Consider the following 24,176-nt stretch of genomic DNA (forward strand, 5'->3'; position numbering starts at 1 on the left):
TCCTATGCGAAACCGAACATTAGCCGATTTGGATCGTGTGGTTGCCCTTGGCGGTGGTCACGGACTTGGGCGCGTTATGTCATCTCTCTCTTCCCTTGGTGCCCGCCTGACTGGTATTGTCACAACAACAGATAATGGAGGCTCAACCGGAAGAATAAGGCGTTCAGAAGGCGGTATCGCCTGGGGTGATACCCGAAATTGCCTTAATCAATTGATCACAGAGCCGACGGTTGCTTCAGCTATGTTCGAATATCGGTTTGGCGGTAGTGGCGAATTAGCCGGACATAATCTGGGCAACTTAATGTTAAAAGCTTTAGATCATTTAAGTGTCCGCCCTCTTGAAGCAATTAATCTGCTCAGAAATCTGCTGAAAGTAAATGCGCATTTGATCCCAATGTCCGAACAAGCTGTCGACTTAATGGCGGTGGATGCTCAGGGCCATGAAGTGCATGGAGAAGTGAATATCGATCAACTGGATTGTGTTCCAAAAAAGTTAATGCTTTATCCCCATGTTAGCGCCACCAAAGAGGCGCTGGAAGCGGTTGAACAGGCTGATTTGATCTTAATAGGCCCGGGCAGTTTCTTTACCAGCTTAATGCCATTATTGTTGCTGGAAGATTTGACCCAGTCCCTGCGACGCAGCAATGCCAATATGATTTATATCGGTAATTTAGGGAAAGAACTCAGCCATGCGGCAGCCGACCTTTCATTGAAAGAAAAACTTGAGATGATAGAGAATACAATCGGACGCAAAATGGTCAACGCAATTATTGTTGGCCCACGTACTGATATCAGCCAATTAGGTAACCGGATTGTTACACAACAAGTCTTAGAAGCACAGGATGTTCCTTATCGCCATGATCGTGAGTTATTACGGCAAGCAATAGAAGATACGCTGCAAAAACTGGGCTAATAATACAGGGCATACGGTTATCTCTGCTCCTGATGCATGAAAGGCTCCTGCTTTTCATGCATCACCGGAGGCCAGCCTCTGGCTGGGCAAATTCGTTCCCGACGAATTTGCCTCCCCCTTGCCGCCGCGGTACATCCTGAAATCCATTGTGTCTCTATTCTGTTTAGCCACTCATTAACGGCTGGCAATAATCTCAGGAATTAGCGATAAATTGTGCTCTCAATGCCTGAACCTGATCGCGTATGTTAGCTGCCTGCTCAAATTCAAGATCCCGCGCATATTGATACATTTTTTCTTCCAATTCACGGATTTTGTTTTCCAACTCTTTCGCAGATAATTTATGGAAATCATCAATCCCCAAATCAGATTTGCTTCTATTTTTGGTTCTGCTTTTTCCTTTGCCATGAGTAGGCTGACCCAGTTGCAGAATATCGCCGATTTTTTTATTCAGCCCTTTTGGTACAATACCGTTTTCTTCGTTAAATGCCTGTTGCTTCTCTCGGCGCCGTTCTGTTTCATTAATAGCTTTTGCCATAGAAGCGGTAATTTTGTCACCATACAGAATCGCTTTACCATGCAAATTACGCGCCGCACGACCAATCGTCTGAATTAGAGAGCGCTCTGAACGCAGGAAGCCTTCTTTATCTGCATCCAAAATGGCTACCAAAGAGACTTCCGGCATATCGAGGCCTTCACGCAACAAGTTGATCCCCACCAGCACATCAAATTCACCCAAACGCAAATCACGAATAATTTCGACCCGCTCAACGGTATCAATATCAGAATGAAGGTAGCGCACCCGCTCCCCGTGTTCTTCCAGATATTCAGTTAAATCCTCAGCCATACGCTTAGTCAGAGTGGTGACTAATACACGTTCATTTTTAACCGCCCGGATACGGATTTCAGACAGCAGATCATCCACCTGAGTTGCTACCGGGCGAACTTCAACTTCAGGATCAATCAGGCCCGTTGGGCGCACCACCTGTTCGATCACTTCATTACCGGATTTTTCCAGTTCATAATTACCGGGTGTTGCTGATATATAGATGGTTTGTGGAGCCAGTGCCTCAAATTCTTCAAAACGCATCGGACGGTTATCCAGTGCTGATGGCAGCCGGAAGCCGTATTCCACCAGTGTCTCTTTGCGGGAACGGTCTCCCCGATACATCGCACCAAGCTGTGGAACGGTGACATGGGATTCATCCACCACCAGCAAACCATCCGCAGGCAGATAGTCAAATAAAGTCGGAGGGGGTTCACCCGGTGCACGACCAGACAGATAGCGGGAATAGTTTTCAATCCCGGAGCAATATCCCAGCTCATTCATCATTTCGAGATCAAATTGTGTTCTCTGAGTGACACGCTGCTCCTCCAGTAACTTATCTGAAGCTAGTAGGACTTTTCGCCTGTCAGCTAACTCAACTTTAATCTCTTCTATCGCCTGAAGAATACGCTCACGAGGTGTTACATAGTGCGTTTTTGGATAAACCGTATAACGGGGGACGTTATATTCAACCTGCCCCGTCAGTGGATCAAACAGGGAAAGCCGTTCAACTTCATCGTCAAACAGTTCAACACGTAACGCGTGTTCATCCGATTCAGCCGGAAAAATATCGATCACTTCGCCCCGCACACGGAATGTTCCCCGCTGGAATGCCTGATCATTGCGCGTATATTGCAGTTCAGCCAAACGCCGCAGAATAGAACGCTGATCGATCAACATACCATTTGTCAGATGAAGCATCATTTTCAGATAGCTATCAGGGTCACCCAACCCATAAATAGCGGAAACAGAAGCCACAACAACCACATCTCTTCGCTCCAGCAGAGCTTTGGTTGCAGAGAGGCGCATCTGTTCAATGTGTTCGTTTACAGAGGCATCTTTTTCGATAAAAGTATCAGAGCTGGGTACATAGGCTTCGGGTTGATAATAATCATAATAAGAAACGAAGTACTCTACGGCATTTTCCGGAAAAAACTCCTTCATTTCACTATAGAGCTGCGCTGCCAATGTTTTATTGGGTGCCAGAATCATTGTTGGCCGGTTCATGTTGGCGATGACATTGGCAATCGTAAACGTTTTACCTGAACCCGTAACACCCAATAATGTCTGATGGGCAAGGCCATCTTCCAGCCCATCCTGTAGTTTGCGGATGGCTTCTGGCTGATCACCGCCAGGTTCGAAATCAGAATGCAGCCTGAATACTTTGTTCGTTTCTTTACTCATCTTCCACCCGATAACATTGCACAACTCTATTCTTATTTATTTCCAAGCCATAACCCGAAAATACACAAGATATATACGCTAACCAAAACGCCCTTATAATACTGGATAAAAAAACAGCTTCAAGTGGGTTAACAAAATAATATTACCGCCCTACTCAAAAGCCGCATCTGAAAGGAAGTAACCAATCTGACATATAACTCAATGTGATATTAACCTTTAGTTAACATTATATAAGCCTATTTTTATCCCCAGACAGTCTTTTTGTCTTTTTTATTTTCGTATTAGTTATTGAAATGATAAAGCAGGGAATGACAAAGAGATAGCAAAAGGAATTGATTTTATATAAGCATTTAATTTTTAATGAAAAAAAATCAAAGGAGAGAATAACAGCAAATCTTGCGCAAGCCGCGTATTATCTTGTGTCAGACCACTTGTCTAAACCTAATACACAAGGTTATCCACAGGAACAGTGGATAACTCAACAAATCCTATTAACTATGGGAAGTTGCGGAGTTATCCCCCATTATGTATTTTCTCAATAATAGAGTGTTTTCATGCTATTTCAGAGTTGATTTACGTTATTTTTTGTTCAAAAACAGTACAAAAGTTGTCGAAACGGAGTGGATTCTATACTAATATTTCGGCTGTCCCACTACCCCTTACTGGGATTTTAACCAACATTATTTAAACAACTAATTAACCAATAAATCAATGTTTATATATTTCCCTATATTATTACCTGTTTCATGACGCTCTATTTCCAGCCCGTTCATGTGGGGAATGACCCCAAGTAAGTTAGCCGGGATCATGTTCTTCAATGTCATCAGATACTCAGCCTGACGCCTACCGGGTGGCTCAATTTCATTCGCAATCCAGCCTGCTAATTTCAGCCCTGAATCCTGAATCGCTTTTGCTGTTAACACCGCATGGTTAATACAGCCTAATTTCACGCCTACCGTCAATATTACGGGCAGTTTCTCCTGTATGACCCAATCAGCAAAAGTGTCATTCTCAGATAACGGCGTATACCAGCCTCCGGCTCCCTCAACTAGCACCCAGTCTGCTTTTGTTGATAATGCAGCCAGACCTTGTGACATCACAGAAAATTCAATAGGCTGGTTAAGTTCAGCACTGACAATGTGAGGAGATGTAGGCTCAATAAATGCTAACCGGTTAACCTCCTGATAGATAAGCGGGACTGAGCTGTTATGCAATAACGCCAGAGCATCCCCGTTACGTATACCTTCAGAGGTGAGTTCACAGCCTGATGCAACCGGCTTATAACCCGCAGTTTGGTAACCTTTTTCATTAGCTGCCTGTAATAACGCGCAACTGACAACCGTTTTTCCCACTTCAGTATCAGTTCCGGTAAGAAAGTATTTACTTGTCACAATAAATAACTCCAAAAACAATTTGATAGCTTAATGGGTAATTCCCATTATTCTTGGGATAAGCTTCTGAAAGCGCATTCATGCGCTTTCTAGTCATCAATCCTTGCTGACGCCCATGATGAAGATGTGTAGCTCCAATTCCTTTTAGAGAATTTAATAGAGGTAGCAATTGTGGGTAGCGCTGATTATATTGCTGATGCCTGATTTGGTTCCGGTACGGCTGACAGGCATCTGCAATCGCCTGTAAAGGCAGAAATTGGTTAATGTGGCGGTAATCATCAATCCGTTTCCATGCGGCTTCCAACTCCCAGAGTGACCCCTGCGCTAAGGTAGAAAATAAGATAAGCCCGCCGGGACGGGTTACGCGATGGAACTCCTGCAATACCCGTGGCAGCTCATTGCACCACTGCACCGCTAAGTTACTGAAACAGACATCGACACTGTTATCAGCCAGCCCCAGGTTTTCAATATCACCTTGCAGATAATAATCAGCAACCTGCAACCCTTTGGCATGACTTAACATACCGGCAGACAAATCCAGTGCGATAACCTGTTTACCCTTCTGTTTCCAGTGTTCACTGAAAAAACCAGTCCCACAGCCAGCATCCAATACCCAATTACCGGTATCTTCTGGCTGTGCCATTTTCATCAGATATTCACCTGTTTGTTGCTGTAGTTTCGCAGTAGCATCATAGCGCGAAGCCGCTCTACCAAAAGCACCGGCAATTGCCTGTTTATCAACGCAGGTTTTAGTCAAACTGCTTTTAGCAACACGACTAACGGTCGTATCCACGTAAAGCCTCCAGTAATACATCAATATCCTGTTGGGTGTGATCCGCTGTCAGCGTAATGCGCAGACGGGCACTGTCCGGTGCAACTGTCGGAGGCAGAATGGCTTTTACCCAGAGGTTTTGTTGTTTCAGTATTTCAGATAAGGCAATACAGCGGTCATTATTACCGATGATCACAGGCTGAATTGCGGTTTCAGACTCCGTCAGAGAAAAAGATAAGTTTTGTGCTTCACGACGGAAATACTGGATATTATTTTGCAGACGCTGCCGCAATTCATCTCCCGACCTGATTTGGCGCGTGGCCTCGGAAAGCGCCACCGCCTGAGCCGGTGGCATAGAGGTGCTGTAAATCAGATGCCGGGAATATTGAACAAAATATTCTGCGGCCTGTTCATCACACAATACCGCAGCACCGCTCAAACCAAAGGCCTTACCAAAAGTAACAATCAAGATCTCCGGCTTAATATTCTGCAACCAGCAGCTTCCCCTTCCTTCATCACCATAAATACCGATACCGTGGGCATCATCCACCATCAGCCAGCTACCTGTAGATTGTGCCAGCCGGGTAATCTCACGAAGTGGTGCGCTGTCCCCGTCCATACTGAATACACCTTCAGTCACCACCAGTGTTTTACCTGCACATGATTTACCTAAATGCTGTTTCAGAGAGGCGGGATTATTATGCAAAAAACGCCGAAGCTGGGCCGGTGAATGCATAGCCGCCTCCATCAGGGAGGCGTGACTCAGGCGATCAGCAATAATGCGATCTTCTTTTTCCATCAGAGCCGCTATCACGCCCTGATTAGCCGAGTAACCAGAAATAAACAGCAAGGCACAGGAATAACCAAGCCACTCCGCCAGTTGTTGCTCCAGCGCATGGTGAGCCGAGGTATATCCGGTTACATGCCCTGAGCCACCACTACCCACACCATACTGCTCAGCACCTTGTTGCCACGCAGCAATAACCTCAGGATGCTGGCTCAATCCGAGATAATCATTGCTGGAAAAGTTCAGGTACTGGTGCCCTTCAGAGGTGTAGAGGTGCCGCCCATTTGAGCTTTGATGAGCCTGTCTGCTGCGCCATAAGGAGGTGTCCCGACGTTCGGCCAATCGCCGGGAAAGAGAATCTGACCAGCTCATCATATTGCCGCATTATAGAATTGTTCATTGTCAGCATTATTAATGATGGCTTCCGTCAGGTGTTGCTGCTGCTGTTTGTCACCAAATGCTATTTTTGTCTGCTGTGGGTTAATGCCCAACCTACGGAACAGTTGCACATCTTTGTCTTCGCCCGGATTCGGGGTAGTCAGTAATTTGCAGCCATAAAAAATGGAGTTAGCCCCCGCCATAAAGCACATGGCCTGTGTCTGTTCATTCATCTGCTCACGCCCCGCAGATAAACGGACATGAGATTTCGGCATCATAATACGAGCAACAGCGATAGTGCGAATAAAATCAAAGGGATCAACTTCTTCGTTATTTTCCAGCGGTGTGCCTTTCACTTTCACCAGCATGTTAATCGGAACGCTTTCCGGTGGTTTAGGCAGGTTAGCCAGTTGCACTAACAGAGCTGCACGGTCACGAATTTCTTCACCCAGCCCCACAATGCCGCCAGAGCATACTTTAATTCCCGCGTCCCTGACATTTCCCAGTGTATCCAACCTGTCCTGATAACTGCGCGTAGTAATAATATTGCCGTAAAATTCCGGTGAAGTATCCAGATTATGGTTGTAGTAATCCAGACCCGCTTCCGCCAGACGCTGTGCCTGAGACGAATTCAGCATCCCCAGTGTCATGCAGGTTTCCATACCTAATGACTTGACTTCCTGAACCATTTTCTCCAGATAAGGCATATCCCGTTCGTGTGGATTTTTCCATGCAGCCCCCATACAAAAACGGGTCGAACCTGCATTTTTAGCTTTACGGGCCGATTCGATAACTTTCTCCACTTCCATCAGGCGTTCTTTTTCCAGACCTGTTTTGTAACGGGAGCTCTGTGGGCAATATTTGCAGTCTTCAGGGCAGGCTCCTGTTTTTATTGAAAGAAGTGTACTGACCTGTACCTGCTGAGGATCAAAATGTTCACGATGTACCTGTTGCGCTTGAAACAGTAATTCAAAAAAAGGCTTATCAAACAGGGACTGAGCCTGCTTGATTGTCCATTGCTGACATTCACTCACAATAACTTCTCCAGCATGAAATAAAACATGAAATAAAAGTTGTCAGTTTAAATAACGCCGTTATCATGTCAACCAAAACTAGATCTAAAAGGTTTACAACTAATTTATTATGAATCCTTCAGATATTGAATTTGACCTGCGCCATATCTGGCATCCATATACATCCATGAGCAACCCGCTACCGACTTATCCGGTCGATTCGGCCAATGGTGTTGAACTGGTATTGTCAGATGGACGTAAATTAATTGACGGTATGTCTTCATGGTGGGCGGCCATTCACGGCTACAATCATCCCGTACTTAATGAAGCCGCAAAATCACAAATTGATAAGATGTCACATGTGATGTTTGGCGGTATTACTCATTCACCCGCGGTAGAGTTGTGTAAACAACTGGTAGCAATGACGCCGGCATTGCTGGAATGTGTTTTCCTGGCCGATTCCGGCTCGGTTGCCGTGGAAGTTGCCATGAAAATGGCTTTGCAATATTGGCAAGCAAAAGGGCAACAGCAGCAGAAAAAACGACAGAAATTTCTGACGCTGCGTCATGGTTATCATGGTGATACTTTCGGCGCTATGTCCGTTTGTGATCCCGAAAACTCTATGCATAGCCTGTATCAGGGCTACCTCCCCAATCACTTGTTTGCTGATGCTCCACAATCCCGTTTTGATGGCGAATGGCAGCCAGAAGATATCGCTTCTCTCCAGCGATTATTATTACAGCATCATGATGAAATCGCTGCCGTGATTCTGGAACCCATTGTTCAGGGAGCGGGTGGAATGCGGATCTACCACCCTGAATACCTGCGTCAGGTGCGCAACCTTTGTGATGAATACCAAGTTTTGCTGATCGCAGATGAAATCGCGACCGGATTCGGGCGAACCGGTAAGCTGTTTGCCTGTGAACACGCAAATATTGAACCGGATATTTTGTGTTTAGGTAAGGCGCTGACAGGCGGCTATATGACCTTATCCGCAACGTTAACCACTCGCCATGTTGCCGAGACTATCAGTCAGGGTGAGGCAGGCTGTTTTATGCATGGCCCGACATTTATGGGCAATCCGCTGGCCTGTGCCGTTGCCGGAGCCAGTCTGAAATTACTCACTGAAAGCCCGTGGCAACAACGTATTCAGTCGATTGAGTCCTGTTTAAAAGCAGCGTTATTGCCCCTGAAATCATATGATTCGGTTGAAGACATCCGGGTATTAGGTGCCATTGGTGTGGTGGAAATGAAGCAACCTGTTGATGTAGCGGCATTACAGCGTCATTTTGTCCAACAAGGAGTCTGGATCAGGCCATTCGGGCGTTTAATTTATTTAATGCCGCCTTATATTATTCAGCCTGAGCAGTTATTAAAACTGACAAACGCTATTGCTGATGCGGTAATTTAATCATTAGTGGCAGCATTGATAATAATGCTGCCACTTTTATTTATTTAAAAATAACAGGCTGTTTATTTATTAATAAAAGTCAATTCCTGATAAACATTGGCAATCAATTAAATGGATTCTTTCTCATCTAAAGAAAATATTTTTGTTATATTCCATTCGGTCTTATTTATTTACTTTAACCAGAGAGGAATACACGATGAATCAGGAAAAATTGTCTGTGCCTTCTAATGAAGAAATGGAAGCCATATTTAAACAGTCTCAAGATATTTATGAACAAGAGCAATCACATTATGAGGCTATAGCAAAAGAAAAACCTGAGCTTGCCAATTTGTTTGGTGGAATTCCTGTAATAAATCCACCTCCTTATCCTATTCCTGTTATTAAAACAGCCGAGTATGTTAGCGGATATTTTAATATTAACACTTATCATCAAATCGGAAGCTATCCATTCATTCAAGTATCATCTTATCCTGTTTTAATTGGCAATAATCCATATACAAGAAGGAATGCTAATTTCAACGGTTATATTTATGGCAGCTATAACATGCCACAAATAAATTTTAACAATCTTTATCTCAGTGGAGTAATTCATCACACTAATACGATTATCAACACACCACTTAACTTTCAGCTTTTTATTTACCCACAGAAAATTCACTTACGTTTATTTAAAGGAAATGTTTATTTAGGTGATTTAATTTCTGTATATCAGCATAATATATTGGTCACATACCCTATCGTTTTCTCCGGGATTGGGACTTTTAATTTCATCTAAAATAATTTTCAAATCCAGATGTATTTTTTCTGCATATTACAGAAAAATGATGAATTGCCGCGCCAGAAATCTGCGCGGCTTATTGCTTATAGTGCCAATACCGTTACCCACATTGGGCCTTTACCCACCGGATAACGCGCTAATTGAGTCAGTTTTCCGGTGTCTTTATCAATGCCGGATACGGAAATATGATCTGATTTTTGTCCAGAGGCAATTAAGAAACGCCCGCTGTGATCGATAGCAAAACCACGGGGCTGGGTTTCTGTTGGGTAATGCCCGGTCAATGTCAGATGATAACCATCTTCTGACACGATAAAGTGGCTGATAATACTCTCAGAGCGTTCGCTTGTATAAAGATGGCGACCATCAGGAGTGATGTGAATATCCGCAGACCAGCGAACAGCCGAGAAATCAGCAGGTAATGAATCAACAGACTGCACAATCCGGTATTTTTCCCATTTGCGCAGTACATCAACGGTTGAATCGAGTTCATTGATGCAATAAATGGCTTCTTTTTCAGGATGGAAGGCCATGTGGCGTGGGCCAGCTCCGGCTTTTGTCGTTATTTCATCGGCACGACGTTCTGTCAGATATCCATGCTCATTCAGATCAAAAATACGAATATGATCTTCTTTCAGACAGGGAACCAGTAACTGGTGGTTTTCCCGATCCATATTAGCGGAGTGTGGTGCTTTCAGTCCTTCTACGACTTGAAGGGGGGCTTTAGCAATACCTTTTTCATCAATAGGATGGACACTTAAATTATTGAAGCTATAGGAAGCCGAAAATAAAAAACGCCCTGCTTTGTCCGTTGAAATATGTGTCGGACTTCCCGGTAACGGGGCAATAGACTGTTGTTCCAATCGTCCATCTGCACTGATTTTATAAGTTACGATGCTGAATTGAGGGCGTATCCCTACATATAAATGCTTTCCATCAGGGTGGATGACCATTGGCTGTACTTCGCCCGGCACACTGACTGTCTGGAGCAGTGAAAGTTCTCCGACAATATTCAGGGACCAGACGTGGATCTGACGACTATTCGGACTCGCTGTATAAACTACTTGTTTCATTTTCTCTCCTTAAAGCTCCATCACTATTTTATTGATCTGCAATGATTCATGAAAAGATATGTCTGTTAAACTGTATACACTTCGTCTTTCAAGTTGCCTCTTTGTTGGCTATGCTCGCTCACCCCAGTCACCGTTTTTATAAACATATAGCTATCTATGTTTCTGGGGAGTAATGAAAGGCTCCTGCCTTTCACCGGAGGTCAGCCTTTGGCTGGGAAAATTCGTTCCCGACGAATTTGTCACTCTCTTGCCACCGCGACGCACCTTGAAATCCATTGTGTATATAATTATCAGTTTAACTATTTTTAATTAACATATAATGTTTGTTCAAATCATCAACAGTCTAGAGGCTAATTCATGTCATACCGCGTTATCGCACTGGATCTGGATGGAACGTTGCTCGATCCACAAAAAAATATTCTGCCGGAATCGCTCGCGGCTCTAAATGAAGCCCGTCAAGCGGGTATTAAGGTTTTGATCGCCACCGGCCGCCATCATGTTGCAATTCATCCTTTCTATCAGGCGCTTAAGCTCGACACTCCGGCGATTTGCTGTAATGGGGCTTATTCATATGATTATCAGGCTAAAAAGGTTCTGGCCGCTAATCCTCTCTCTATTCAGGAAGCCTCTCAAGTACTTTCTTATTTACAGGGCACTGAAATTGATCATCTGATGTATGTTGATGATGCTATTTTATATGAATCTCCGCATACCGTTACCCGTACCCTTGCATGGTCAGATTCTCTGCCTGAGCATCAGCGCCCTACTCTCCTGCATATCAACGACTTTCAGGAAGCACTGCATGATGTCAACTTCATCTGGAAACTGGCCACTACATCCCCCGATTTAGCGAAATTACGTGAGGTCAGTGAGCAAATCAGGGAAGAAGTCGATCTGGAGTGTGAATGGTCATGGTTTGATCAGGTCGATATCGCCAAAAAGGGTAATAGTAAAGGGCTGCGTTTACAGCAGTGGGTCGAGTCACAGGGGATAAGCATGAAAGAGGTTATTGCTTTTGGCGATAATTTTAATGATATCAGTATGCTGGAATCAGCAGGCTTGGGAGTTGCAATGGAAAATGCCGTTGATGATGTCAAAGCGCGGGCAGATCTTGTCACCAAAAGTAACACTCAGCCCGGTATTGCGGAAGTTATCCGAAAATATGTGCTTTAGCGTATTCTACGATGATGGGAGCATCCATAAATCATGCTCCCATAGTCCACTATACTCCGTTTATAAGTGGCGATTTAACGCAATACTTTTAATTTGCGCATACAACCATTGCCCTTCTCGAAGATTAAGTGCTTCCCGTGCCCACGGAGTAATGCGCGCCCACAAATAATGGTCACCCAGAGCAAGTTTGACATCAACTTGGCCTGCATCCTCGAAAAGCTCCGTAACTTTGACCTGCAAGGTATTGCGGATACTGCTGCCTTTTGGTGGCTCTAATACTAAAGAAACATCCGAAGCATCAATATGGATACGCAGGTCAGTTCCCTCAGTCGCATCAATTTCCGGTAACCAGAGAGCCTTATCTGCCACTGCAACTGCCGTCATGTGATAACGCTGATGATGCTCCATCACCGTTACAGTCAATATACTGCCCAGATTCTCCTTTTGCAGCCACGGGCGGAGTATACTATTTGACCATACTTCTTCCAGTGTACCTGACATGCGGATTTTTCCTTTATCCATAACAACCACGTTATCAGCCAGATGAATAATTTCATCCAGATTGTGACTGACATACAGGATCGGAATTTTGATATCTTCAGACAATTTTTCCAGATACGGCAATAATTCACGTTTACGGGGCAGATCCAGTGAGGCCATGGGTTCATCCATCAGCAATAGTTCAGGCCCTGTCAGTAATGCCCGCCCAATCGCGACCCGCTGTTTTTCTCCACCAGATAAGGTTATTGGAAAACGTGATAGCAGATGCTCAATACCAAGCAATTCTACAATTTTGCCAAAATGTGGCTGCATGTCCGGTGACATGCCATATTGCAAATTTCCTTTGACACGATAATGAGGGAAAAGCCGTGCATCCTGAAATACATAGCCGATTCGACGTTTTTCCGGCGGCAGAAATATTTTGTGCTCTGTATCTACCAGAATACGCTCATTTAAGATAATGCGGCCTTTTTGAGGCCGGGTCAGACCGGCAATGGCATTGATTAATGAGGTTTTTCCTGCACCGGAAAGCCCGAAGATGGCAGTAATGCTTTCCGCCGGCAATGTGGTATCAACCTGCATATGCAGATCACCCAGATGCTGTTCGAAATTTAATTCTAACATACTGCCCCCAGCCGTTTTCTTCCCCAACGGGTCAGCCACTCAGACAGCAGTAATGACACCAGAGCCAAAATTACCGCGATCACACATAAGCGGGCGGCAGCGGTTTCTGCTCCGGGCATTTCAATTAGTGTATACATGGCAAGAGGAATGGTACGTGTCTCACCGGGAATATTTGACACAAAAGTGATGGTTGCGCCAAATTCACCCAGTGAGCGGGCAAAAGCCAGCACAGAGCCAACAATAATACCCGGTAATGAAAGGGGTAAAGTAATCGTGAAAAAGACCTTAAGTGAACTGGCTCCTAACGTGCGGGCTGCCTGTTCCAGACGAAGGTCTATCGCTTCCAGAGCCAGACGGATTGCCCTGACCATGAGCGGAAAGGAAACAACCGCCGAAGCCAGAGCAGCACCTGTCCAGTTAAATGCAAAGCTAACACCGAACCAGTTATAGAGAAATTCCCCGAATATACCGCGACGCCCCATACTCATGAGCAACAGATAACCAACCACAACCGGAGGTAAGACCAGCGGTAAATGGATAACACTATCCAGCAGGGATTTCCCGAAAAACTGACAACGTGCCAGAACCCATGCCATCAAAATCCCTAATGGCAAACTGAACAGCACGGCAATCCCTGAGACTTTCAGACTCAGTAGAATTGCCTGCCATTCATATTCACTTAACATCTCCAAAAGAACAGTTCCTACAGTGGGTTAAAACCGTAACGTGTGAAAATTTCTACGGCTTCAGGGGTTTTAAGATAATCATAAAAATCCCGCGCAGCCTGATTTTCATGACCTTTAATAATTGCAATCGGATATTCCACCGGTTTATGACTGTCTTGCGGGAATACACCAACAACTTTCACTTTTTTGCTGGCAACAGCATCAGAGGCATAAACAATTCCCAGTGGCACTTCTTCACGCTCGACCAGCGCCATACCACTACGCACATTGTTAGTACGGGCCAGCAATGGATTGACTAAATCCCATGCGCCCAGATATTGCAGAGATTCTTTGGCATAAATACCAACCGGAACATGGTCAGGATCACCAACAGCCAGATGCCCTCCGGCCAATAAAGAACTCCATTTCGTTTTCTGATTGATATCAATTTTACCCAGCTTACTCTCTTTAGGTGCAATCAGAACCAGTTGATTTCCCAACAAAGTATGACGGGTATCTTCAATGATGAGCTGCTTGCCAGAAATGTAATCCATCCATTGTTGGTCAGCAGAAATAAACAGATCTGCAGGGGCTCCTTGTTCTATCTGACGGGCCAACGTCGAAGATGAAGCGTAAGAAGCAACAACCTCTTCCCGATTGTCTTTTTTATACTGTTCGGCAATATCATTAAGTGCATTCGTCAATGATGCAGCAGCAAAAACAGTCACTTTTTCCGCCGCCCCGCTGTTGCTAACAAGGGCAAAAGACACGACAGCTCCTGCCAATAATTGATAAAAATTCTTTATTACGCGCTTTTTCATGTTGTATTCCACTTATGATAACCAAAACGGTGCGCTGTATATAACAAGATACAACGTTAAATGAAAATACTATTCTGAGATTAATCGGCAAGTTGTGAGTTAGTTTTAGCTTTTGTATTAATTTGATGTAAAGATTACTCAAAAAACACAAATAATCTTCAGTATTGTCAATATAGTGAGACGGAGAAAAGATGTTATATACAGTGCTATACCCTGTTGTATTATAGACTTTCCGTCTTTCGAATTGCTTCTTTGTTGGCCGCAAGACAACACAAAGTTCATTGAATATAACGACTGATATGTGCCGGAACAGGGCATATTTTTAAAGCGAAAAACATTCGGTATTTTACATAAATGAGGGCTAACTTTTGTTACACACCACCCCATTACAAAAAGACATCACCAAAAAACGGTTGCTGACCATCGCTGGCCTTGGCTGGATGTTTGATGCTCTGGATGTCGGTCTCTTATCATTCTTACTGGCAGCCCTGAAACAGGATTGGGGACTGAGCTCAGAACAGTTAGGCTGGATAGGCAGTATTAATTCGATTGGCATGGCTGTCGGCGCTTTTGTCTTTGGCGTGATGGCTGATAAAACCGGACGAAAGTCAGCCTTTATTGTCACATTACTGCTGTTTAGTGTAGGCAGTGGCTTAACGGCATTGGTGACCACATTAGCAGCATTATTGGTTCTGCGTTTTATTATCGGTATGGGTTTAGGCGGAGAACTCCCCGTCGCATCAACGCTGGTATCTGAAAGCGTGGAACCCCATGAGCGTGGGCGTCTGGTTGTAATACTGGAAAGTTTTTGGGCCTTCGGCTGGCTTGCCGCAGCATTGATTGCTTACTTTATTATTCCTAGTTATGGGTGGCGGGTTGCCATGTTACTGAGTGCTTTACCCGCGTTTTACGCTATCTACCTGCGTTTACATTTACCCGATTCACCACGCTATACACAAATGCGCGCCCAGAAACCGCTCAATTCAATTATGCATAACATACGGGAAGTATGGTCGGCTGATTATCGTCGGGCAACAGTCATGTTGTGGGTTTTGTGGTTCTGCGTAGTATTTTCCTATTATGGTATGTTTTTGTGGCTGCCAAGCGTCATGATGCTGAAGGGATTTAGCCTGATCAAAAGTTTCCAATATGTGCTAATCATGACGCTGGCCCAGCTTCCCGGTTACTTTACTGCCGCATGGATGATTGAACGCTACGGACGTAAATTCGTTCTGGCGAGCTATCTGATTGGAACGGCTGTCAGTGCCTATTTCTTCGGTACGGCTGATAGTATTACCCAGCTTCTTATCTTTGGTATCCTGCTGTCATTTTTCAATCTTGGTGCCTGGGGAGCAATCTACGCCTATACACCGGAACAATATCCGACAGCAATTCGTGCAACCGGCGCAGGCATGGCAGCATCAGTCGGGCGGATAGGTGGTATCATTGGCCCTTTGATGGTCGGTTATCTGGTAGCAATGAATTCATCGATCTCTCTGATTTTTTCCCTGTTCGGCTTTTCAATTCTGGTAGCTGTAGGTGCTGTAATTTGGCTGGGGAAAGAGACTCGCCAGATAGAACTTATGCCATAAAAAAAATAAACCCTGTTTGAAATAACAGGGTTTATCAACAATCTGCTCTCAGAATATGATTTCTTTAAGAAAGAGAATCGCAGAGGCGCTAGCGATCACATTAACCCAAAATTAGTGCTCAACACCTTTTGTTTCACTTTTAGAGATACGGTTAAACAACTCACCCAACCCGTAAATCAATCCAAGAATGACTGCCATGACAACAGGAACCATGACCAGTTCAAACGCTATACTTTTAATCAGTTCAAACATGTATACCCCATATCATGAATGACTATCATCCAGTCGAACAATAAGCTGTGCCTGATTCAGCTTCACTTTCATCCGGCAATGAGCGCCCGGTAATGAAACAAAAAGCTTTACTGCACAGACAACAATTACGCTATTCTAGACAATAAAAAGGTAACAGTAACCGACGAAACGTGCGATTCTTACGGTTATTCTGTAAAAACTTTCAAATAGTTACCTGAAATGAATCACTATGCAAGCCGAAATATTATTAACTCTTAAATTGCAGCATCGGGTTTTTGCCGATCCCCGACGGATTGAATTGCTGAAACAGATAAAAATTACGGGCTCTATCAGTCAGGGAGCCAGACAGGCTGGTATCAGTTATAAAAGTGCCTGGGATGCGATTAATGAGATGAACCATCTGGCCGATGAGCTATTGGTTAAACGTGCAACCGGTGGCAAAGGCGGGGGTGGCGCTCAACTGACTCCTTATGGCGAACGTCTGATACAGCTTTACGGTCTGCTGGAGCAAATTCAGCAAAAAGCATTCGATGCTCTCAAGCAGGATTCACTGCCTCTGGATAGTCTACTGGCAGCCATTTCGCGGTTTTCTTTACAGTCCAGCGCCAGAAATCAATTTTTCGGTACAGTCGTCGAGCGTGATAATGGAAATATTCAGCAAAATATTTGTATCCTGCTGGCTGATGGCAAAACATCTCTCCAAGCTTCTGTAACAGAACAAAGCGCTGAACGTTTAGGCCTGATAAAAGGAAAAGAGGTGATCGCACTGATTAAAGCTCCGTGGATTACCTTACGCAAAGGAGCTACCGTTTCCTGCAACACAACTTCTTCCAGAGATACTAGCGCTTTCGAAAACTCTGCCACTTTTGAAAATAAATTATCCGGTCAAATCAGCCAGATTGAGGCAGGAGCACAGTGCAGCGAAATTATTGTGAATCTGAGTAGTGGCGAATCTCTCTGCGCCACATTATCCAATCAGGAAATAGAAAATTTAGGTCTTCAGCCGGATGATACTGTCACCGCGCTTTTTGGTGCTGATAAAGTGATTATTGCAGCATTAAATTAGGTATATGCACTATGAATTTAGAGTCGCATCGCGGCCGCAAAGAAGCAACAAATTCGTCGGGAACGAATTTGCCCAGCCAGAGGCTGCCTCCGGTGAAAGAGAAGCCTTTCATTAATCCCCTAAGCATAGATAGCTATATGTTTATAAAAACGGTGCTGGGGTGAGCGAGTGCAGCCAACAAAGAGGCAACTTGAAAGACGACGGGTATATTTGCCCCCGTCAGGGACATCAGTATATTTCCCCTAACAATTAATATTCCCCCATCCCGAAATATAAATCCATAACGAATAACAGACGACTACTCATTGACATTGAACATTATTCCGCTTATTTCTGTGATCCTTTAGTTGATGTTGCTTAAATAAGGAAGAAAAATGTCTGAATTGCAAGTATCGCAAGGTAGTTTCCGTTTAAGTGACACCCGTATCCTGAAGATACCGTCACTAAAAATCATCTCTGGGGAAAATTGGGCGTTTGTCGGTTCGAATGGCAGTGGAAAGTCTTCTCTGGCCTGTGTTTTATCGAATGAATTAACCCAACTGACAGGTGAAATACATTGCTCGTTCCATACTCCTGTACGCCTCTCTTTCGAGCAACTTCAGCAACTGGTTGATAAAGAATGGCAACGCAATAATACAGACCTGCTCAGTGAGGATGAAGACGATACTGGGCACACTGCCGCAGAAATCATTCAGCTCCACCATAAAGATAATGAATTGTGCCTTGAGTTATCGGCCTATTTCGGTATTAAGGATCTGCTCTCACGCCGTTTCAAGTATCTTTCTACCGGCGAAGTGCGAAAAGTGTTGCTTTGTCAGGCATTAATGGCAAATCCAGACCTTCTTATCCTTGATGAACCTTTTGACGGATTAGATGCTTATGCCCGTAATCAGTTATCTCAGTTATTGGCAACGCTGGCCGAAAAAGGTATCACACTGATTTTCCTGTTAAACAGATTTAACCAGATCCCTGATTTTGTTGAGAGAATTGGTGTACTTGCCGATTGTCAGCTGATGCTATCCGGAGAAAAAAAGCACGTTTTGGCTGAATCTCTGGTTGCACAATTAGCACACAGTGAAAAGCTAAAAAATATTCGGCTACCGGAAACAGATGAATACCGAATTGATGAACAGCTTCCCTCAGATCAACCGCTGGTATCAATGCACAATGTTGTTGTGCAATACAATGATAAACCGATATTACATGGCCTAAACTGGCAGGTTAATCCCGGTGAAAACTGGCAGATTATCGGTGAAAATGGAGCAGGGAAATCCACCCTTCTCAGCCTGATTACCGGCGATCATCCTCAGGGTTACAGTAATCAACTGATTCTGTTTGGTCGCCAGCGAGGAAGTGGAGAAACTATCTGGGATATTAAACGCCACATTGGTTATGTCAGTAACAGTATTCACCTTGAATATCGTGTCAGTACCAACGTTCGCAATGTTATCCTATCCGGTTTTTTCGACTCCATCGGGCTTTATCAGGCCGTTTCCGATCGTCAACGGCAATTGGCAGATGAGTGGCTGGCATTATTGGGTTTATCCGATGCAACTGCAAACAGCCCGTTTCACAGTCTGTCATGGGGGCAGCAACGCCTTGTATTAATTGCCCGTGCCTTAGTGAAACATCCGGCTTTGTTAATTCTTGATGAGCCATTGCAAGGGCTTGATTCACTCAACCGGCAGTTAGTTCTGCGTTTCATTGATATCATGATTAAAAATGGCGATACACAACTTCTGTTTGTCTCCCATCATCAGGAAGATGCGCCAGAATGCATCACTCATCGGCTGAAATTTATTCCTGATAACGATATTTATCGTTATGAAACCGAGCTGACTTTTAGCCCTCTTTTGTGATTTTTTAAATACTCTTCATCTTTCAGGCCGCCTCTGACCGGAGGCCGGCCTGAAATCCATAAAATATCAGTCCCTCTCTCAGCGGGTACTGAAGAGAGATAAATGTGGCGTGTGTTCTATAACCATTTTTTTGATGGTTATTATTATTTTTTTTGAATTTTTTGTCTCTTGCTATAAAATCCCGCCCTATTTTTTAGATCGTTTACCTATTTTTTCAAAAAGAACCGAGAATTGTATGGGCTGGACTTTACTTGCCGCTTCGCTGGCACTGTTAGATATTCGCCAAAAAATCGCATTTTTCATTGCATTCTTAGCTATCGCTGTTGGGATAAGCACTCAAATACTGGCCTATCCCGCGATCATCTCATTATTAATGATAAGTGTATTGGGTGTGGTGCATGTCTATTTCAATATCAAAAGGCATATTATCGGTAAGAGCATTACCGAAGCCATGTTGGTTATCGTTAGTATTTTGTTATTTATACATTTTATTCCCGGTTTTCATAATCTGAAATATCTGGATAAAGTACAGGTCGGGCCACTCAGCGCACCTTTTTCCATGTACTTCAACTTTGACAAAGCCCTGATTCCTTTTCTTTTATTGTGCTGTATGCCGAGCCTATTCCGCTGTACTCCAGTGGTGAAAGCGCCCGCCCACGGCTGGGCGCTGTTAATCGCAGCGATACCCGCATTATTAGGGCTTGCTACAATGCTCGGTGGATTAGCAGTTGAACTCCACCTTCCCGGTTGGTTTCCTGCTTTCGTTGTTGCCAATATTTTATTTGTATCACTGGCAGAAGAAGCCCTATTCCGTGGCTATATTCAGCAAAAGCTCAGTCAGTGGATGAATCCCTATTTTGCACTGCTCATAACTTCTTTGCTATTTGGTGCCGCCCACTTCGCAGGCGGTGGACTATTGATGGCGTTCGCAACACTGGCAGGCCTGATTTATGGTATAGCGTGGATGTGGAGTGGCCGTTTATGGGTAGCTGTCGGATTCCATTTTACCCTTAATGTGTTACACCTGCTGTTTTACACTTATCCGATTAAAGCGATAATCAGCTAGTTTCCTCTATCCTATCTATACACAATGGATTTCAAGTTGCAGCCAGTCAGGCTGCAACTCCTCCCATATATGATTTAAGACAGAAGTTCGTCGACTATTGTTTGCTGTTTCCATCTGTCGCGCCATATAATGCCCGCAGCGAGCATTTCATTTTGTATTAAAAAGTAATGATAGGAGTTTAAGTTATGGCTGTAACTAAGCTGGTTCTTGTAAGACATGGTGAGAGCGAGTGGAACAAAGAGAACCGTTTTACGGGCTGGACTGATGTTGAACTGTCTGATAAAGGCCGCAATGAAGCACAACAGGCTGGTCAATTGCTGAAACAGGAAGGTTTTGCTTTTGATTTCGCCTACACATCTGTTTTAAAACGCGCTATTCATACTTTGTGGAATATTCTGGATCAAGTCGACCAACAATGGCTGCCGGTTGAAAAAAGCTGGAAACTGAATGAACGCCATTATGGTGCTCTGCAAGGTCTGGACAAAGCAGAAACTGCGGCTAAATATGGTGATGATCAGGTTAAATTGTGGCGTCGTGGCTTTGCCATCACTCCTCCAGATCTGACTAAAGATGATGAACGTTATCCCGGCCATGACCCTCGCTATGCAAATCTGAAACCAGAAGAACTTCCTGTCACAGAAAGCCTGGCAACGACTATCGAACGTGTTGTTCCTTATTGGGAAGAAGTGATTAAACCCCGCGTTGAAAACGGCGAAAAAGTGATTATCGCTGCTCACGGCAACTCTCTGCGCGCACTGGTGAAGTATCTGGATAATATGGGCGAAGACGAAATTCTTGAGCTGAATATCCCAACGGCTGTGCCGCTGGTTTATGAATTCGACGAGAATATGAAGCCAATTAAACACTATTATCTGGGTAATGCTGATGAAATTGCTGCAAAAGCAGCTGCCGTCGCAAACCAGGGTAAAGCGAAGTAATTGAGAAAAATAAAAAGCCGGAAATCACTCCGGCTTTTTTCATACAAAATCATCCTCGGCGTGCTCTGACAGCCTGAGATAACTGCTGTAATAGCGTTTCTGTATCATCCCAGCCAATACAGGCATCTGTCACACTTTTCCCATAAACCAGCGGCTCATCATCATCCAAACTTTGGTTGCCTTCAACCAGATGGCTTTCAACCATCACACCGATAATCGCATTCTCTCCAGCAGAAATCTGCCCACAAACATCGGCCCCTACATCCATTTGTCTTTTGAATTGCTTCGCACTGTTTGCATGGCTGAAATCAATCATTACCTGCGGTTTTAACCCTGCTTTTAATAAGCCTTCTTTAACTGCACTGACATGTTCAGCACTGTAATTTGGCTCTTTTCCGCCACGCAGAATAATATGGCAATCCTGATTACCCGTCGTATTAACGATGGCAGAATGACCCCATTTAGTCACTGACAGGAAGCAGTGCGATGAACCGGCTGCATTGATGGCATCAATCGCTACTTTTATTGTGCCGTCAGTACCATTTTTAAAACCAACCGGGCAAGATAGCCCTGACGCCAGCTCACGATGAACCTGAGACTCAGTTGTACGCGCTCCTATTGCCCCCCAACTCATGAGATCGGCAAGATACTGAGGGGTAATCATATCAAGGAATTCGCCTGCTGCCGGTAGCCCTATATCATTAATATCGAGCAGAAGTTTGCGGGCTGTGCGTAACCCATCATTAATATCAAAGCTGCAATCCATTTTCGGGTCATTGATTAAGCCTTTCCAACCGATTGTAGTACGCGGTTTTTCAAAATAAACCCGCATCACGATTTCCAGATCGGCTTTCAGTTCGTGGCGCAATTTATTCAGGCGCTCTGCATATTCCAATGCAGCTTTTGGGTCATGAATTGAACATGGGCCAATTATTACCAATAGACGATCATCTGCACCAATTAAAATGTTATGAATAGCTTCACGAGCTTCACGAACGGTAGTCACAGTGTCTTTTGTTGCAGGGAATTTTTCTAGCAATGCAACTGGGGGCAATAATTCTGTTATTTTTCTTATCCTTACATCGTCATTTTGGTAATTCATCGACCTTTCACCTAATGTGTTTACAGTTATTTAAAATAATTTTGTGATCTCAATCTAACTGTTAGATGAAGTGCTGTAAATAATCTTTGTGAGTAAATAAGCAGACTTTTTACAGAAGAAAAAAAATATATATGCCCAATAGATTCTGAGTGACATCATTCCAATCGGAGAATCATGAATTAGTCAGAAACAAATTTACACAACCAAAGACAGGCTTAAAGGAGAGGTTATAGCTCTTATAATTCCAGAAATGCAGGTAACGCAATGTTTATGATAATAATCTGAGTCAGCAAATATGACTCACAAAAAGAAATTAGAAAAATGATATGTGTAAATGGAATATCAACGAACAGGCCATAAATCATTATGGCCTGTTCTGGATTAGTCATTAATTTGAATTTTCAGTGGAAGCACTCTCTGTAGATGATATTTCATGATTATTTTTAGCCACTTTCATCCATAAACGAGCACCGTTCAACGCAATTCCTGTCAGAATAATATACTGCAAAGACATTGCTAATACGCCTTGCTTATAGTAAATAACAACACTAATCACATTAATAATCACCCATAGCAGCCAATTTTCCACATGCTTACGGGTCATTAGAATCATAGCCACTATTGATAATACTGTCATAACCGAATCCCAGAACGGGAAAGCATCTGGTGGCAGATCTGGCATGGTGATCCCGAAGCCCATTCCCTGTAAAGCAGCAACAGAAACTTTAGCCATATAACCAAATATCTGGTCAATATTAAATGTCATGATCAGGATAAAAAGGAGGGAAACAGTAGCCACACTGAACACCTGTTTGGGGCTGAGCCAGCGGATCTTTAATTCTTTCTGTTGTTGTTCATTGACTCTGCTCCAGGCATACCAGCCATAGATATTTGCTGCAAAGAAGAAGATTTGTAGCATAAGACTGGCATAGAGCTGAATTTGAAAGAATATCACCGCAAATAAGGAAACATTAATTAAACCAAATAAATAGTTAATAATCTTTTCCTGACTGGCAAGCCAGATACATAACAAACCTGCAATTGTGCCAACCGCCTCAATATATGAAGGTTGGTAGCCAAGTATCTCTACAGGAATGTGGTTATTTATACTAAAAAGTCTGCTGAGGAAATCCATGCTTTCTTATCCTTACCGTAATTAATGTTTAGTATATCAATAACAAAGGCATCAAATTAGGTTAAAACACAACCCATTAGCTGGTTTTTGTTTTATATACTAAACAAGATAGCGAGTTTTTAAGTAAAAGTCTTTAAGTATTTTAGAAATTTTAATGTCAATTACCAGACGCTAACATGTTAAACATAAAAACCAATTATCAATAATCAGTAAATAGTAACAATATAAAAATAGTTAACGACATTAGGATATATATACAATGGATTTCAAGACAAGGCATGCAGGATGATTCGGCCTCCGGCCTCACCCTTCGGGCCAACGCTTATGCGTTGTTGTCTCGCTTCGCCCGGCTCGAACCTGCGACCAATTGATTAAAAGTCAACGGCTCTACGAACTGAGGTTATTGATTACTTGAAGAGTGTTGGGTTGGGAATTTAGATGGTGGGTCGTGCAGGATGATTCGGCCGCCGGCCTCACCCTTCGGGCCAACGCTTATGCGTTGTTGTCTCGCTTCGCTCGGCTCGAACCTGTGACCAATTGATTAAAAGCCAACGGCTCTACGAACTGAGGTCATTGATTACTTGAAGAGTATTGGGTTGGTAATTTAGATGGTGGGTCGTGCAGGATGATTCGGCCTCCGGC

21 protein-coding genes and 2 other RNA genes are annotated in these 24,176 nt (G+C 43.8%); 9 read left to right on the top strand and 14 right to left on the bottom strand.

Going from position 1 to position 24,176, the window contains the following annotated elements; translation table 11 throughout:
• Positions 1–4: 4 nt before the first annotated feature.
• Entirely contained in the window at positions 5–913 is a 909-nt protein-coding gene (gene yvcK, locus AAC855_RS14975; protein WP_340610636.1) for a uridine diphosphate-N-acetylglucosamine-binding protein YvcK, read from the top strand.
• A 193-nt stretch (positions 914–1,106) separates the two neighbouring features.
• On the opposite strand, the gene uvrB is transcribed toward yvcK, so the two are convergent.
• From uvrB to bioB, 5 genes are all read right to left on the bottom strand, one after another.
• Positions 1,107–3,140: an excinuclease ABC subunit UvrB gene (gene uvrB / locus AAC855_RS14980; RefSeq protein WP_340610637.1), complete on the bottom strand. Its 2,034-nt coding sequence runs from the start codon at positions 3,138–3,140 to the stop codon at positions 1,107–1,109.
• A 692-nt stretch (positions 3,141–3,832) separates the two neighbouring features.
• The gene (gene bioD, locus AAC855_RS14985; RefSeq protein WP_340610638.1) at positions 3,833–4,531 is read right to left on the bottom strand and encodes a dethiobiotin synthase; all 699 of its coding nucleotides are present in this window, start codon (positions 4,529–4,531) and stop codon (positions 3,833–3,835) included.
• Positions 4,521–5,324, bottom strand: coding sequence for a malonyl-ACP O-methyltransferase BioC (bioC, locus tag AAC855_RS14990; RefSeq protein ID WP_422824394.1), 804 nt, complete (start codon positions 5,322–5,324; stop codon positions 4,521–4,523). Before bioC ends, bioD begins: the two co-directional genes overlap by 11 nt.
• The gene (gene bioF / locus AAC855_RS14995; protein WP_340610675.1) at positions 5,308–6,462 is read right to left on the bottom strand and encodes an 8-amino-7-oxononanoate synthase; all 1,155 of its coding nucleotides are present in this window, start codon (positions 6,460–6,462) and stop codon (positions 5,308–5,310) included. The genes bioC and bioF overlap by 17 nt, the downstream gene beginning before the upstream one ends.
• Positions 6,462–7,502 (bottom strand): biotin synthase BioB, encoded by a 1,041-nt coding sequence (bioB, locus tag AAC855_RS15000; protein ID WP_340610641.1) that lies wholly within the window; start codon positions 7,500–7,502, stop codon positions 6,462–6,464. Before bioB ends, bioF begins: the two co-directional genes overlap by 1 nt.
• A gap of 109 nt (positions 7,503–7,611) precedes the next feature.
• Here bioB and bioA point away from each other — a divergent pair, with 109 nt between their 5' ends.
• Positions 7,612–8,892, top strand: coding sequence for an adenosylmethionine--8-amino-7-oxononanoate transaminase (gene bioA, locus AAC855_RS15005; protein WP_340610643.1), 1,281 nt, complete (start codon positions 7,612–7,614; stop codon positions 8,890–8,892).
• A 196-nt stretch (positions 8,893–9,088) separates the two neighbouring features.
• On the top strand, positions 9,089–9,667 hold the full coding sequence (locus tag AAC855_RS15010) for a hypothetical protein (RefSeq protein WP_340610645.1): 579 nt from the start codon (positions 9,089–9,091) through the stop codon (positions 9,665–9,667).
• Between the two features lie 86 nt (positions 9,668–9,753).
• On the opposite strand, the gene pgl is transcribed toward AAC855_RS15010, so the two are convergent.
• Complete coding sequence (gene pgl / locus AAC855_RS15015) at positions 9,754–10,740, bottom strand: 6-phosphogluconolactonase (protein ID WP_340610646.1); 987 nt, start codon at positions 10,738–10,740, stop codon at positions 9,754–9,756.
• Between the two features lie 357 nt (positions 10,741–11,097).
• On the opposite strand from pgl, the gene AAC855_RS15020 reads away from it, so the two are divergent.
• Positions 11,098–11,913: a pyridoxal phosphatase gene (locus tag AAC855_RS15020; RefSeq protein ID WP_340610648.1), complete on the top strand. Its 816-nt coding sequence runs from the start codon at positions 11,098–11,100 to the stop codon at positions 11,911–11,913.
• 60 nt (positions 11,914–11,973) lie between these two features.
• Here the strand turns inward: AAC855_RS15020 and modC are convergent, their stop codons facing one another.
• Genes modC through modA form a run of 3 tightly spaced genes read right to left on the bottom strand, consistent with a single transcriptional unit; the run spans position 11,974 to position 14,524 of the window.
• On the bottom strand, positions 11,974–13,038 hold the full coding sequence (gene modC, locus AAC855_RS15025) for a molybdenum ABC transporter ATP-binding protein ModC (protein ID WP_340610650.1): 1,065 nt from the start codon (positions 13,036–13,038) through the stop codon (positions 11,974–11,976).
• Positions 13,032–13,724 carry a molybdate ABC transporter permease subunit gene (gene modB / locus AAC855_RS15030; protein ID WP_340610651.1) on the bottom strand — a complete coding sequence of 231 codons (693 nt, stop codon included), beginning with the start codon at positions 13,722–13,724 and terminating at the stop codon, positions 13,032–13,034. The genes modC and modB overlap by 7 nt, the downstream gene beginning before the upstream one ends.
• A 17-nt stretch (positions 13,725–13,741) precedes the next feature.
• Entirely contained in the window at positions 13,742–14,524 is a 783-nt protein-coding gene (gene modA, locus AAC855_RS15035; protein ID WP_340610653.1) for a molybdate ABC transporter substrate-binding protein, read from the bottom strand.
• A gap of 368 nt (positions 14,525–14,892) precedes the next feature.
• Here modA and AAC855_RS15040 point away from each other — a divergent pair, with 368 nt between their 5' ends.
• Complete coding sequence (locus tag AAC855_RS15040) at positions 14,893–16,116, top strand: MFS transporter (protein WP_340610654.1); 1,224 nt, start codon at positions 14,893–14,895, stop codon at positions 16,114–16,116.
• 111 nt (positions 16,117–16,227) lie between these two features.
• Here AAC855_RS15040 and AAC855_RS15045 read toward each other — a convergent pair whose 3' ends face one another.
• Complete coding sequence (locus AAC855_RS15045; RefSeq protein WP_340610655.1) at positions 16,228–16,368, bottom strand: AcrZ family multidrug efflux pump-associated protein; 141 nt, start codon at positions 16,366–16,368, stop codon at positions 16,228–16,230.
• Positions 16,369–16,597: 229 nt separating this feature from the next.
• Between AAC855_RS15045 and modE the strand changes: the two genes are divergently transcribed.
• The 4 genes from modE to gpmA all read left to right on the top strand — a co-directional run bounded on the left by modE (position 16,598) and on the right by gpmA (position 21,297).
• On the top strand, positions 16,598–17,434 hold the full coding sequence (gene modE, locus AAC855_RS15050) for a molybdenum-dependent transcriptional regulator (RefSeq protein WP_340610657.1): 837 nt from the start codon (positions 16,598–16,600) through the stop codon (positions 17,432–17,434).
• 374 nt (positions 17,435–17,808) lie between these two features.
• Positions 17,809–19,293 (top strand): molybdate ABC transporter ATP-binding protein ModF, encoded by a 1,485-nt coding sequence (gene modF, locus AAC855_RS15055; protein WP_340610659.1) that lies wholly within the window; start codon positions 17,809–17,811, stop codon positions 19,291–19,293.
• A gap of 235 nt (positions 19,294–19,528) precedes the next feature.
• A complete protein-coding gene (locus AAC855_RS15060; RefSeq protein WP_340610660.1) occupies positions 19,529–20,359 on the top strand; it encodes a CPBP family intramembrane glutamic endopeptidase in 831 nt (276 codons plus the stop codon).
• Between the two features lie 185 nt (positions 20,360–20,544).
• The gene (gene gpmA / locus AAC855_RS15065) at positions 20,545–21,297 is read left to right on the top strand and encodes a 2,3-diphosphoglycerate-dependent phosphoglycerate mutase (RefSeq protein WP_340610661.1); all 753 of its coding nucleotides are present in this window, start codon (positions 20,545–20,547) and stop codon (positions 21,295–21,297) included.
• Between the two features lie 49 nt (positions 21,298–21,346).
• Here gpmA and aroG read toward each other — a convergent pair whose 3' ends face one another.
• The 4 genes from aroG to AAC855_RS15085 all read right to left on the bottom strand — a co-directional run bounded on the left by aroG (position 21,347) and on the right by AAC855_RS15085 (position 24,103).
• Positions 21,347–22,399 (bottom strand): 3-deoxy-7-phosphoheptulonate synthase AroG, encoded by a 1,053-nt coding sequence (gene aroG, locus AAC855_RS15070; RefSeq protein ID WP_340610662.1) that lies wholly within the window; start codon positions 22,397–22,399, stop codon positions 21,347–21,349.
• Positions 22,400–22,787: 388 nt separating this feature from the next.
• Complete coding sequence (pnuC, locus tag AAC855_RS15075) at positions 22,788–23,534, bottom strand: nicotinamide riboside transporter PnuC (protein ID WP_340610664.1); 747 nt, start codon at positions 23,532–23,534, stop codon at positions 22,788–22,790.
• A 269-nt stretch (positions 23,535–23,803) separates the two neighbouring features.
• Positions 23,804–23,936: non-coding RNA, RtT sRNA (locus tag AAC855_RS15080), on the bottom strand.
• A 37-nt stretch (positions 23,937–23,973) separates the two neighbouring features.
• Positions 23,974–24,103, bottom strand: a non-coding RNA gene (locus tag AAC855_RS15085) — RtT sRNA.
• Between the last annotated feature and the right edge of the window lie 73 nt (positions 24,104–24,176).

The sequence above is a fragment of the Xenorhabdus bharatensis genome, from assembly GCF_037996705.1.
In the GTDB taxonomy this organism is placed as follows: Bacteria; Pseudomonadota; Gammaproteobacteria; order Enterobacterales; family Enterobacteriaceae; genus Xenorhabdus; species Xenorhabdus bharatensis.